This is a genomic window from Streptomyces typhae (assembly GCF_009755605.1).
Classification (GTDB): Bacteria; Actinomycetota; Actinomycetes; order Streptomycetales; family Streptomycetaceae; genus Streptomyces; species Streptomyces typhae.
The window spans coordinates 659676-673461 of sequence record NZ_WPNZ01000001.1 but is presented as its reverse complement, the minus strand read 5'-3'; the positions used below and the strand labels follow the sequence as shown (position 1 = coordinate 673461).

The 13786-nt window shown below is 67.1% G+C and carries 9 protein-coding genes; all 9 read left to right on the top strand.

Translation table 11 applies throughout. The features are described 5' to 3' along the window. The first annotated feature begins 16 nt into the window (after nt 1-16). The 9 genes from GPA10_RS02950 (at nt 17) to GPA10_RS02910 (ending at nt 13733) form a co-directional block, all read left to right on the top strand. Complete coding sequence (locus GPA10_RS02950; RefSeq protein ID WP_157164018.1) at nt 17-544, top strand: hypothetical protein; 528 nt, start codon at nt 17-19, stop codon at nt 542-544. Nucleotides 545-780: 236 nt separating this feature from the next. Then, the gene (gene rplK, locus GPA10_RS02945; RefSeq protein WP_016645192.1) at nt 781-1215 is read left to right on the top strand and encodes a 50S ribosomal protein L11; all 435 of its coding nucleotides are present in this window, start codon (nt 781-783) and stop codon (nt 1213-1215) included. Nucleotides 1216-1319: 104 nt separating this feature from the next. Beyond that, a complete protein-coding gene (gene rplA / locus GPA10_RS02940; protein ID WP_058848100.1) occupies nt 1320-2042 on the top strand; it encodes a 50S ribosomal protein L1 in 723 nt (240 codons plus the stop codon). Nucleotides 2043-2253: 211 nt separating this feature from the next. Then, complete coding sequence (locus GPA10_RS02935) at nt 2254-3165, top strand: SCO4651 family lipoprotein (RefSeq protein ID WP_157164017.1); 912 nt, start codon at nt 2254-2256, stop codon at nt 3163-3165. Between the two features lie 223 nt (nt 3166-3388). Next, nucleotides 3389-4240, top strand: coding sequence for an SCO4651 family lipoprotein (locus GPA10_RS02930; RefSeq protein WP_157164016.1), 852 nt, complete (start codon nt 3389-3391; stop codon nt 4238-4240). A 315-nt stretch (nt 4241-4555) separates the two neighbouring features. Further along, nucleotides 4556-5083: a 50S ribosomal protein L10 gene (gene rplJ, locus GPA10_RS02925; RefSeq protein WP_058848103.1), complete on the top strand. Its 528-nt coding sequence runs from the start codon at nt 4556-4558 to the stop codon at nt 5081-5083. Nucleotides 5084-5193: 110 nt separating this feature from the next. Next, nucleotides 5194-5577, top strand: a complete 384-nt coding sequence (rplL, locus tag GPA10_RS02920; protein ID WP_058848104.1) for a 50S ribosomal protein L7/L12 — start codon at nt 5194-5196, stop codon at nt 5575-5577. Between the two features lie 630 nt (nt 5578-6207). Next, nucleotides 6208-9693 (top strand): DNA-directed RNA polymerase subunit beta, encoded by a 3486-nt coding sequence (gene rpoB, locus GPA10_RS02915; protein WP_157164015.1) that lies wholly within the window; start codon nt 6208-6210, stop codon nt 9691-9693. Between the two features lie 125 nt (nt 9694-9818). Next, a complete protein-coding gene (locus GPA10_RS02910) occupies nt 9819-13733 on the top strand; it encodes a DNA-directed RNA polymerase subunit beta' (protein WP_058848106.1) in 3915 nt (1304 codons plus the stop codon). The last annotated feature ends 53 nt before the right edge of the window (nt 13734-13786 follow it).

The window sequence follows — 13786 nt, the reverse complement described above, 5'->3', positions numbered from 1 at the left end:
CAAGGGGGACCACCTGATGCGTGCCCGCAAGACCGCGATAGCTGCCTCTGCCTGCGCCTTCGTCCTGTTCGGTGCCGGCTCCGCCCTCGCGGGAACCGGCCCCGCGCCCGCGCCCGACGCCAGAAAGGCGGCCCCGCAGTCGACCGCCCCCTCGGCCGAGGGCAACCCCAGAAGCCTCGGGGCGCGGGCCGCGGGGGTCTGTTCCGACGCCTACCAGATCGGGGCCACGGCCTACATCGACCGGGGCGGCGCCCATGCCGCGTCGGTGAAGCAGTTCTACTCGCCGCGGTGCAAGGCGAACTACGGCTACGTCTGGGTGTGGCAGAGCTTCCGCGACAAGATCAAGGACTACGACGTCAGCACCGGCGTGTACAGCTACGCGCGGGACGAGGTCGTCGGCGAGGACTGGTGGAACAGGACCAACGACCAGGAGTTCTGGTCGGGGCCCGCCAAGACGGCGGACGAGTGCACCGCGGCCGTCGGTCGGCTGCGTGCGCCCGGTGACGCGCTCACGGGCCAGGCGATGACGTCCAAGCGCTGCTGACGGCCGCCCGGCGCCGCCGGCATCCGTCCAGGCGGTGCCGGCGTCCGCCCCCGGACCGCCGCGGGCCCCGGCTCTTGGGAGGCCGGGGCCCGCGGCCTGTGCTGATATCGGTTTGGGCCCCGCCGAGATACCCGTTATCGTAGTGCGGTATGCCTCCATCCGAATGATCGCGACTATCGACGACGATCATCGCCATGGATGGGGCTCAACACTCTCACTAGGACCCGGAGAGAGCTATGCCTCCCAAGAAGAAGAAGGTCACGGGGCTTATCAAGCTCCAGATCCAGGCCGGCGCAGCCAACCCGGCCCCGCCGGTCGGCCCCGCGCTGGGCCAGCACGGCGTGAACATCATGGAGTTCTGCAAGGCGTACAACGCCGCGACCGAGTCGCAGCGTGGCTGGGTGATCCCGGTGGAGATCACGGTCTACGAGGACCGTTCCTTCACCTTCATCACCAAGACGCCGCCGGCCGCCAAGATGATCCTCAAGGCCGCGGGCGTGGAGAAGGGCTCCGGCGAGCCGCACAAGACCAAGGTCGCCAAGATCACCGAGGCGCAGGTCCGCGAGATCGCCACCACCAAGATGCCCGACCTCAACGCGAACGACCTGGACGCCGCGTCGAAGATCATCGCCGGCACCGCCCGTTCCATGGGCATCACGGTCGAGGGCTGATCCCAGCCCCCGACGGAGCCGCGCAGTCGGCACCGTGACCTGAAGTGGCAGGGCCAGGCGCTGGTCCGGACCACGAACTCCCAACCTGAACCTCAGGAGTAGAAGTGAAGCGCAGCAAGACTCTCCGCGCTGCGGACGCCAAGATCGACCGGGAGAAGCTGTACGCCCCGCTCGAGGCCGTCCGTCTCGCCAAGGAGACCTCCGCGACCAAGTTCGACGGCACCGTCGAGGTCGCCTTCCGCCTGGGTGTCGACCCGCGCAAGGCCGACCAGATGGTCCGTGGCACCGTGAACCTCCCGCACGGCACCGGCAAGACCGCCCGGGTCCTGGTCTTCGCGACCGGTGACCGTGCTGCGGCCGCGGAAGCCGCTGGAGCCGACATCGTCGGCGCCGACGAGCTGATCGACGAGGTCGCGAAGGGCCGCCTGGACTTCGACGCCGTCGTCGCCACCCCGGACCTCATGGGCAAGGTCGGCCGCCTCGGCCGCGTGCTCGGTCCGCGTGGTCTGATGCCGAACCCGAAGACCGGCACCGTCACCCCCGACGTCGTGAAGGCTGTCAACGACATCAAGGGCGGCAAGATCGAGTTCCGCGTCGACAAGCACTCGAACCTGCACTTCATCATCGGCAAGGTGTCCTTCGACGACACCAAGCTGGTGGAGAACTACGCCGCGGCCCTGGAGGAAGTCCTCCGTCTGAAGCCGTCGGCCGCGAAGGGCCGGTACATCAAGAAGGCCGCCATCACCACCACGATGGGCCCCGGCATTCCGCTGGACTCCAACCGCACCCGCAACCTCCTCGTCGAGGAGGACCCGGCCGCCGTCTGACCGACGCCGGCCGCGCCTGGCGCGATGTGACGGGTCCCGCAACCATTCAGGGTGCGGGGCCCGTCCCGTTTTTCGGGTAGATGCTCGAAGATACGGAAGAGCTGTGCGCGTACGGGGTTGTCGATACGCGGGACACGCGGGATACGCGCGATACGCGGACGAGCCGACACCTCGGGGTGCCGGCTCGCACGGACGCAAGGGGTGGGACGACATGAACGGCACGACTGTGCGACGCATGGCGCTGGCTGTCGCAGCCGCGACGGCCCTGGCCGGGGGAGTGACGGCCTGCGGCTCGTCGGACGACTCCGGCGGCTCCAAGGGCTCCGGAGACGGCAAGGGAAGCCTGAACGCCGATCCGATAGCCGCGCTGCGCACCATCCAGAACACCACCGACAAGGCGGACTCCGCCAAGGTGCAGTCCGAGACCACCATGGGCTCCGTGATGTCCATGAAGGCCGACGGTGCCCTCGGCTGGGCCGACGGCCTCTCCGGCACCATGACCATCACGTACACCGGCGGCCAGATGGCCGAGACGATGCGCCAGGCCGGCAGCACCACCATGCAGGCCCGCTATCTGCCCGATGCCTACTACGCGAAGATGGGCGACCAGTTCGCCGCCCAGGCGGGCGGCAAGCACTGGGTGAAGTACGCGTACGACGACCTGGAGCGGATCGGCGGCGGCTCGGGCGCGTACATGAAGGACGCGATGCAGAACAGCACGCCGCAGCAGTCGGTGAAGATGCTGCTCGCCTCCGGGGACGTGAAGAAGGTCGGCGAGGAGAAGGTGCGGGGCGTGAACACCACGCACTACTCCGGTACCGTCGACGTCGCCAAGCTCGCGGAGCGCAGCTCGGGCCTCAGCACCTCCCAACTCGCCGACATGAAGAAGCAGTTGGAGCAGGCCGGGGTCACCACCGAGACCATCGACATCTGGGTCGACGACGAGAACCTGCTCGTGAAGAAGACCGAGCGCGGCGAGATGAAGACCGGCACGCTCTCCGCCACCGCGTACTACAGCGACTACGGCACCGAGATCTCCGCCGAGGAGCCGCCCGCCGACGACACCGCGGACTTCCGGGACCTCATGAACCGCCAGCCTGGCGGCTCTGGCACCGGCAGCTGAGGCTCGCGCCCCGCAAGGGGCGCGGGGAACTGCGCGGCCAGCCACGAAGAAGCCGCAGACGCGTCTGCACAGTTGCTCGGCAGACGCGTCTGCGGCTTTTCGCGCGCTGAGCGCGCAGTTCCCCGCGCCCCTGACGGGGGCTTCGTGTCGAGAGGGGACGCCCGCCTTCGGGTAATGTCAGCGCACCGCAAGAAGTCGATCAAATGTTCCTAGGGGTGGGGTCATGAGCATTTCCGTACGTACGGGACACAAGAGAACCGCAGGCGCCGCGCTGGCCGCCCTGCTGCTCGCCGGGGGAGCCGTCGCCTGTGGGTCGGAGAAGTCCGACAAGGCAGGCGGCGACATGGAGCCCGCGGCGGCCGTGAAGAAGGCCGCGGCCAACAGCGAGGACCTGACCTCGTTCACCTTCCGTATGAAGGGCAGCGTCCCGGGGGACGGCAAGGTCCAGGCCGAGGCGGCGATGAGCACCGAGCCGCTCGCCATGAGCATGAAGATGAGCGCGCCCTCGCAGGGCCCGGCGCAGACGGAGATCCGCCTCGTCGACGGCGCCATCTACCTGGGCGGCGGCAAGGAGGCCGCCAAGGAGATGGACGGCAAGCGCTGGGTCAAGTTCGCCAACACCAACGCCAAGGGCGCCGACAAGCGGGACGGCAACTCGCTCTCCGCGCAGGCCGACAACAACCCGGCGGACCAGTCCACGCTCCTGACCGGCTCCGACGACCTGGAGAAGGTCGGCACCGAGAAGATCGAGGGCGTCGAGACCACCCACTACAAGGGCACGGTCTCGCTGGACCGGATGCGCGAGCTGCTCAAGGACGAGGACGCGGCCACCAAGAAGCGCCGCGAGAAGAGCCTCAAGGAGTACGAGGACATGGGCCTCGACAAGCTCACGATGGACATGTGGATCGACGGCGAGGACCACACCAGGCAGTTCCGCGCCCAGGGCAAGGGCGACAAGGGCCCCCTCGACATGACCATCACGTTCCTCGACTACAACAAGCCGGTGAAGGTCGCCGCGCCGCCGAAGAACGAGGTCATGGACCTCGCGGCGGAGATGGAGAAGGCCGGCGGCTGACCCGATTTGCCTGTCGCGACCGCGTTCGCGTACTCTTCCACAGAAGCCAAAGACCGCTGGTCGTTGCCGTGCACTCGTCAGAGGGTGCGGTGGCCGAAGGATCCGCTGAAGCTGCGGACGACCCGCGTAGGTGACTGTGGAAGTGCTCCCGGACGACTGTGTCGTCAGGTCGAGCTCACGCCCCGTGCGCCTGCGCCGGGGCGTTTCGTTTTGTGCAGAACCCCTTCCCTGTGTGCCTGATTCAGGCGGTCCGGCAGTACGCGGCTGATCGCAGGGTCAGTCGAGGATCATCACCCCGGAAGGAGGCCGAGGCTCATGGCGACGTCCGACAAGGTCGCAGCCGTCGAGGAGATCGCGCAGAAGCTGCGCGACTCCAACGCTGCTGTTGTCACTTCTTACACCGGACTGTCCGTGGCGCAGCTCAAGGAGCTTCGCCGTTCTCTCGGCGAGAACGCTCAGTACCGTGTGGTGAAGAACACGCTGACCAAGATCGCGGCCAACGAGGCCGGGATCCAGCTGGACGAGCACCTCAAGGGCTCGACCGCTGTTGCCTTCGTGACCGGTGACCCGGTCACGGCGGCGAAGGGTCTTCGTGACTTCGCCAAGGACAACCCCGCTCTCGTCATCAAGGGCGGTGTCCTTGACGGCAAGGCGCTGTCCGCCGACGAGATCAAGAAGCTTGCGGACCTCGAGTCCCGCGAGGTTCTGCTCGCCAAGCTGGCGGGTGCCATGAAGGGCAAGCAGACTCAGGCTGCTCAGGTCTTCCAGGCGCTCCCCTCGAAGCTCGTCCGCACCGTGGACGCGCTCCGTGCCAAGCAGGACGAGCAGGGCGGTGCCGAGTAATTCGGCTCGCACAATGACCGCCGCCTGAGGCGACGGTCGTAGCGGGCCCTTTGTACGCCCGCCTCTCATGTACATCCGGCACCAGCCGAATTAGTGGAAGGACCGCCATCATGGCGAAGCTCAGCCAGGAAGACCTGCTCGCCCAGTTCGAGGAGATGACCCTCCTCGAGCTCTCCGGCTTCGTGAAGGCCTTCGAGGAGAAGTTCGACGTCACCGCCGCCGCGGCCGTCGCCGTTGCCGCCCCCGGCGCCCCCGGCGCCCCGGCCGAGGCCGCCGAGGAGCAGGACGAGTTCGACGTCATCCTCACCGGCGCCGGCGACAAGAAGATCCAGGTCATCAAGGTCGTGCGCGAGCTGACCTCCCTGGGTCTGAAGGAGGCCAAGGACCTCGTCGACGGCACCCCGAAGCCGGTCCTCGAGAAGGTCGCCAAGGACGCCGCGGAGAAGGCCGCCGAGGCCCTCAAGGGCGCCGGCGCCTCCGTCGAGGTCAAGTAAGACCTTGCCGGGAGTCCTGTGACTCCTCGGGCTCCGGGGCCCCCTCGCGGGTCCCGGCGGCCCTGCGCCGCACGGCGTGAGAAATTGCGCTGTAACGCATACGCACTGAAGGGCGATCACCCAGTTGGGTGGTCGCCCTTCGGCGTTGCCGTGACGGCTGCCTTGCACTGTCGGCACCGGCGAGTATGGTGATCTTCGTTGTGCCTCCGGACGGCCCCCGGCGGCTCCCGATCCGGAGCCTGTCGGGGCATGGGGGGCCTTGACGAACCGCACGCAGCGCGCAATTCTCAGGACGCGTCGTCACAACGATCCGGATCCGAGGCATGGATCGGCGGCGAAGAGGGCAGTATCGATGTGCATCGAGGGCGCGGCTTGCAGCAGGGGTTGAGAACAACGAGGGTCTTCAAAAACCCGCACTGGACATCAGTGGGCCGAGTGGCTACACTGACCCTTTGCGCTGCCTGTTAGCTGCCTCCTGCCCGTCACCAGGGGCATGCCCTCGCTTGAGCACTGTGGACAGAACCGGCCCTGACCTGGCCCTCTTCGGCTGAATCAGGGAACGCCTCCCGCTGTGTCCAGCTTGGGACCGGTACGCGCGTAGTGAGTCCGAGCCCTCGGAAGGACCCCCTCTTGGCCGCCTCGCGCACTGCCTCGACCGCGAATACGAACAACGGCGCAAGCACCGCCCCGCTGCGCATCTCCTTTGCAAAGATCAAGGAGCCCCTCGAGGTTCCGAACCTTCTTGCGCTGCAGACCGAGAGCTTTGACTGGCTGCTCGGCAACGACGCGTGGAAGGCTCGTGTCGAGTCGGCTCTGGAAAGTGGACAGGACGTCCCCACCAAGTCCGGTCTGGAGGAGATCTTCGAGGAGATCTCCCCGATCGAGGACTTCTCCGGGTCGATGTCGCTGACCTTCCGCGACCACCGCTTCGAGCCTCCGAAGAACTCGATCGACGAGTGCAAGGAGCGCGACTTCACCTTCGCCGCCCCGCTCTTCGTCACCGCCGAGTTCACCAACAACGAGACCGGTGAGATCAAGTCTCAGACGGTCTTCATGGGCGACTTCCCGCTCATGACGAACAAGGGCACGTTCGTCATCAACGGCACCGAGCGTGTCGTGGTGTCGCAGCTGGTCCGTTCGCCCGGTGTCTACTTCGACTCCTCCATCGACAAGACGTCCGACAAGGACATCTTCTCCGCCAAGATCATCCCGTCCCGGGGTGCCTGGCTGGAGATGGAGATCGACAAGCGCGACATGGTCGGTGTCCGCATCGACCGCAAGCGCAAGCAGTCGGTCACCGTGCTCCTGAAGGCTCTCGGCTGGACCACCGAGCAGATCCTCGAGGAGTTCGGCGAGTACGAGTCCATGCGCGCCACCCTGGAGAAGGACCACACCCAGGGCCAGGACGACGCGCTGCTCGACATCTACCGCAAGCTGCGTCCGGGCGAGCCGCCGACCCGTGAGGCCGCTCAGACGCTGCTCGAGAACCTCTACTTCAACCCCAAGCGCTACGACCTCGCGAAGGTCGGCCGCTACAAGGTCAACAAGAAGCTGGGTGCGGACGCGCCGCTCGACGCGGGCGTCCTGACGGTCGAGGACATCATCGCCTCGATCAAGTACCTGGTGAAGCTGCACGCCGGTGAGACCGAGACCGTGGGCGACAGCGGCGTGGACATCGTCGTCGAGACCGACGACATCGACCACTTCGGCAACCGCCGTCTGCGCAACGTCGGCGAGCTCATCCAGAACCAGGTCCGCACGGGTCTGGCGCGGATGGAGCGCGTCGTGCGCGAGCGCATGACGACCCAGGACGTCGAGGCGATCACCCCGCAGACCCTGATCAACATCCGCCCGGTCGTGGCGTCGATCAAGGAGTTCTTCGGCACCTCGCAGCTGTCGCAGTTCATGGACCAGAACAACCCGCTGTCGGGTCTGACGCACAAGCGTCGTCTCTCGGCGCTGGGTCCCGGTGGTCTCTCGCGTGAGCGGGCGGGCTTCGAGGTCCGAGACGTGCACCCGTCCCACTACGGCCGCATGTGCCCGATCGAGACCCCCGAAGGCCCGAACATCGGTCTGATCGGTTCGCTCGCCTCCTACGGCCGCGTCAACGCGTTCGGCTTCGTCGAGACGCCGTACCGCAAGGTCGTCGAGGGCGTCGTCACCGACGAGGTGGACTACCTCACGGCCGACGAAGAGGACCGATTCGTCATCGCGCAGGCCAACGCGCCGCTGACCGACGAGCTCCGCTTCGAGGAGTCCCGCGTCCTGGTCCGCCGCCGCGGCGGCGAGGTCGACTACGTCCCCGGTGACGACGTCGACTACATGGACGTCTCGCCGCGCCAGATGGTGTCGGTCGCGACCGCGATGATCCCCTTCCTGGAGCACGACGACGCCAACCGCGCGCTCATGGGCGCGAACATGATGCGTCAGGCCGTGCCGCTGATCACCGCCGAGGCCCCCCTCGTCGGCACCGGCATGGAGTACCGCTGCGCGGTCGACGCCGGTGACGTGATCAAGGCCGAGAAGGCCGGCGTGGTCCAGGAGGTCTCCGCGGACTACGTCACGGTCACCAACGACGACGGCACGTACACCACGTACCGCGTCGCCAAGTTCTCCCGCTCCAACCAGGGCACCTCGGTGAACCAGAAGGTTGTGGTGGAAGAGGGTGCCCGCGTCATCGAGGGCCAGGTCCTCGCCGACGGTCCGGCCACCGAAGAGGGCGAGATGGCCCTCGGCAAGAACCTCCTCGTGGCGTTCATGCCGTGGGAGGGCCACAACTACGAGGACGCGATCATCCTGTCGCAGCGCCTCGTGCAGGACGACGTCCTCTCCTCGATCCACATCGAGGAGCACGAGGTCGACGCCCGTGACACCAAGCTGGGCCCCGAGGAGATCACCCGGGACATCCCGAACGTCTCCGAGGAGGTCCTCGCCGACCTCGACGAGCGCGGCATCATCCGGATCGGTGCCGAGGTCGTCGCCGGCGACATCCTCGTCGGCAAGGTCACGCCCAAGGGCGAGACCGAGCTGACGCCGGAGGAGCGCCTGCTGCGCGCGATCTTCGGTGAGAAGGCCCGCGAGGTCCGTGACACCTCCCTGAAGGTCCCGCACGGCGAGATCGGCAAGGTCATCGGTGTCCGTGTCTTCGACCGCGAGGAGGGCGACGAGCTTCCCCCCGGTGTGAACCAGCTGGTGCGCGTGTACGTGGCGCAGAAGCGCAAGATCACCGACGGTGACAAGCTCGCCGGACGCCACGGCAACAAGGGCGTCATCTCCAAGATCCTGCCGATCGAGGACATGCCGTTCCTGGAGGACGGCACCCCGGTCGACATCATCCTGAACCCCCTGGGTGTCCCGTCCCGAATGAACCCGGGACAGGTCCTGGAGATCCACCTCGGCTGGCTCGCCAGCCGCGGCTGGGACGTCTCCGGTCTCGGTGACGAGTGGGCGCAGCGCCTCCAGGCCATCGGCGCCGACTCGGTCAAGCCCGGCACGAACGTCGCGACGCCCGTCTTCGACGGCGCCCGCGAGGACGAGCTGGCCGGTCTGCTGCAGCACACCATCCCGAACCGCGACGGCGAGCGCATGGTGCTCCCGTCCGGCAAGGCGCGCCTGTTCGACGGCCGCTCCGGTGAGCCGTTCCCGGACCCGATCTCGGTCGGGTACATGTACATCCTCAAGCTGCACCACCTGGTCGACGACAAGCTGCACGCCCGGTCGACCGGCCCGTACTCGATGATCACCCAGCAGCCGCTGGGTGGTAAGGCTCAGTTCGGTGGCCAGCGCTTCGGCGAGATGGAGGTGTGGGCGCTGGAGGCTTATGGCGCCGCGTACGCCCTCCAGGAGCTGCTGACGATCAAGTCCGACGACGTGACCGGCCGCGTGAAGGTCTACGAGGCCATCGTCAAGGGCGAGAACATCCCCGAGCCCGGCATCCCCGAGTCCTTCAAGGTGCTCATCAAGGAAATGCAGTCGCTCTGCCTCAACGTGGAGGTGCTGTCCTCGGACGGCATGTCCATCGAGATGCGCGACACCGACGAGGATGTCTTCCGCGCTGCGGAGGAGCTCGGTATCGACCTGTCCCGGCGCGAGCCGAGCAGCGTCGAAGAGGTCTGACGGGTCCGGCCGGGACCTCACTCGTGAGGTCCCGGCCTAGCCCCGGACCCGTACAGACCATGATGAAGCGCCTTATTACTCGCTAACGCGAGGGGCACAACCCCGAAAGAGGGATTGACGACAAAGTGCTCGACGTCAACTTCTTCGACGAGCTGCGGATCGGCCTTGCCACCGCGGACGACATCCGACAGTGGTCCCACGGCGAGGTCAAGAAGCCGGAGACCATCAACTACCGCACCCTGAAGCCCGAGAAGGACGGACTCTTCTGCGAGAAGATCTTCGGTCCGACCCGGGACTGGGAGTGCTACTGCGGCAAGTACAAGCGTGTCCGCTTCAAGGGCATCATCTGTGAGCGCTGCGGCGTCGAGGTCACTCGCGCCAAGGTGCGCCGTGAGCGGATGGGCCACATCGAGCTGGCCGCGCCCGTCACGCACATCTGGTACTTCAAGGGCGTCCCGTCGCGCCTCGGCTACCTCCTCGACCTCGCGCCGAAGGACCTCGAAAAGGTCATCTACTTCGCCGCGTACATGATCACGTTCGTGGACGAGGAGCGCCGCACCCGCGACCTGCCCTCCCTGGAGGCGCATGTCTCCGTGGAGCGCCAGCAGATCGAGAACCGCCGCGACGCCGACCTCGAAGGCCGCGCCAAGAAGCTCGAGACCGACCTGGCCGAGCTGGAGGCCGAGGGCGCCAAGGCCGATGTGCGCCGCAAGGTGCGCGAGGGGGCCGAGCGTGAGATGAAGCAGCTGCGCGACCGTGCGCAGCGCGAGATCGACCGTCTCGACGAGGTGTGGAACCGCTTCAAGAACCTCAAGGTCCAGGACCTGGAGGGCGACGAGCTGCTCTACCGCGAGCTGCGTGACCGCTTCGGCACGTACTTCGACGGCTCGATGGGTGCCGCGGCGCTCCAGAAGCGCCTGGAGTCCTTCGACCTCGACGAGGAGGCCGAGCGTCTCCGCGAGATCATCCGCACCGGCAAGGGCCAGAAGAAGACCCGTGCGCTCAAGCGCCTCAAGGTCGTCTCCGCGTTCCTGCAGACGTCCAACAGCCCCAAGGGCATGGTGCTCGACTGCGTGCCGGTCATCCCGCCGGACCTGCGTCCGATGGTGCAGCTGGACGGTGGCCGCTTCGCGACCTCCGACCTGAACGACCTGTACCGCCGCGTCATCAACCGCAACAACCGCCTGAAGCGGCTTCTCGACCTCGGCGCGCCCGAGATCATCGTGAACAACGAGAAGCGCATGCTCCAGGAGGCCGTCGACGCGCTCTTCGACAACGGCCGCCGCGGCCGCCCGGTCACGGGCCCCGGCAACCGTCCGCTGAAGTCGCTGTCCGACATGCTCAAGGGCAAGCAGGGCCGCTTCCGTCAGAACCTCCTCGGCAAGCGTGTGGACTACTCCGCGCGTTCCGTGATCGTCGTCGGCCCGCAGCTCAAGCTGCACCAGTGCGGTCTGCCGAAGGCCATGGCCCTGGAGCTCTTCAAGCCGTTCGTGATGAAGCGCCTGGTCGACCTGAACCACGCGCAGAACATCAAGTCGGCCAAGCGGATGGTCGAGCGCGGCCGCACGGTCGTGTACGACGTCCTCGAAGAGGTCATCGCCGAGCACCCGGTCCTCCTGAACCGTGCGCCGACGCTGCACCGCCTCGGCATCCAGGCCTTCGAGCCGCAGCTGGTCGAGGGCAAGGCCATCCAGATCCACCCGCTCGTCTGCACCGCGTTCAACGCGGACTTCGACGGTGACCAGATGGCCGTCCACCTGCCGCTCTCCGCGGAGGCGCAGGCCGAGGCCCGCATCCTGATGCTGTCCTCGAACAACATCCTCAAGCCCGCCGACGGCCGTCCGGTGACGATGCCGACGCAGGACATGGTCCTGGGTCTGTTCTTCCTCACCACGGACGAGGAGGAGCGCGAGGTCATCGGTGAGGGCCGGTCCTTCGGCTCCACGGCCGAGGCGATCATGGCGTTCGACGCCAAGGAGCTCTCGCTCCAGGCGAAGGTCGACATCCGCTTCCCGGTGGGCACCTTCCCGCCCCGCGGCTGGACCCCGCCGGTCACCGAGGACGGCGACGACCTCAGCGGCGAGCGGGCCTACCAGCAGGGCGACAGCTTCCGGCTGCGCACGACCCTGGGCCGCGCGCTCTTCAACGAGCTGCTGCCCGAGGACTACCCGTTCGTCGACTACTCGGTGGGCAAGAAGCAGCTCTCCGAGATCGTCAACGACCTGGCCGAGCGCTACCCCAAGGTCATCGTGGCGGCGACGCTCGACAACCTGAAGGCGGCGGGCTTCTACTGGGCGACCCGTTCCGGTGTCACCGTGGCCATCTCCGACGTCGTGGTCCCCGAGGCCAAGAAGGCGATCGTCGCGGGCTACGAGGCGCAGGACGAGAAGGTCCAGAAGCAGTACGAGCGCGGTCTGATCACCAAGGAAGAGCGCACGCAGGAGCTCATCGCGATCTGGACCAAGGCGACCAACGAGGTCGCCGAGGCGATGAACGCGAACTTCCCCAAGACCAACCCCATCTTCATGATGGTTGACTCGGGTGCCCGAGGAAACATGATGCAGATGCGGCAGATCGCCGGTATGCGTGGTCTGGTGTCGAACGCGAAGAACGAGACCATCCCGCGTCCGATTAAGGCGTCCTTCCGTGAAGGCCTGTCCGTCCTTGAGTACTTCATCTCCACGCACGGTGCCCGTAAGGGTCTGGCGGACACGGCTCTGCGTACCGCCGACTCCGGTTACCTCACCCGTCGTCTGGTCGACGTCTCCCAGGACGTCATCATTCGCGAGGAGGACTGCGGCACCGAGCGCGGCCTGAAGCTGAAGATCGCGATCCGCGGCGAGGACGGCGTGCTCCGCAAGACGGAGAACGTCGAGACGTCGGTGTACGCCCGCATGCTCGCCGAGGACGTCGTCATCGACGGCAAGGTCATCGCGCCGGCCAACGTCGACCTCGGTGACGTGCTCATCGACGCCCTGGTCGCCAACGGCGTCGAGGAGGTCAAGACCCGCTCGGTCCTGACCTGCGAGTCGGCGGTCGGCACCTGTGCCTTCTGCTACGGCCGTTCGCTGGCCACCGGCAAGCTGGTCGACATCGGTGAGGCGGTCGGCATCATCGCCGCCCAGTCCATCGGTGAGCCCGGTACCCAGCTGACGATGCGTACCTTCCACACCGGTGGTGTGGCCGGTGACGACATCACCCAGGGTCTGCCCCGAGTCGTCGAGCTCTTCGAAGCCCGTACGCCGAAGGGTGTCGCCCCGATCTCCGAGGCCGCGGGCCGGGTCCGCATCGAGGAGACCGAGAAGACCAAGAAGCTCGTCGTCACCCCGGACGACGGCAGCGACGAGACGGCGTTCCCGATCTCGAAGCGTGCCCGTCTCCTGGTCGGCGAGGGCGACCACGTCGAGGTGGGCCAGAAGCTCACCGTGGGTGCCACCAACCCGCACGACGTGCTCCGGATCCTCGGCCAGCGCGCCGTCCAGGTCCACCTGGTCGGAGAGGTCCAGAAGGTCTACAACTCGCAGGGCGTGTCGATCCACGACAAGCACATCGAGATCATCATCCGGCAGATGCTGCGCCGCGTGACGATCATCGAGTCCGGCGACGCGGAGCTGCTTCCGGGCGAGCTCGTCGAGCGCTCGAAGTTCGAGACCGAGAACCGTCGGGTCGTGACGGAGGGTGGCCACCCGGCCTCCGGCCGTCCGCAGCTGATGGGTATCACCAAGGCCTCGCTGGCGACGGAATCCTGGCTGTCGGCCGCCTCCTTCCAGGAGACGACCCGAGTCCTGACGGACGCGGCGATCAACGCCAAGTCCGACAGCCTCATCGGCCTCAAGGAGAACGTCATCATCGGTAAGCTCATCCCGGCCGGTACGGGTCTGTCCCGCTACCGCAACATCCGGGTCGAGCCGACCGAGGAGGCCAAGGCCGCGATGTACTCGGCCGTCGGCTACGACGACATCGACTACTCGCCCTTCGGGACGGGTTCGGGTCAGGCCGTGCCGCTGGAGGACTACGACTACGGTCCGTACAACCAGTAGGCGCACGCGGCGCGCGCGCCGCACGCAGTGCACGCCCGCGGGGCGGTCGTCCG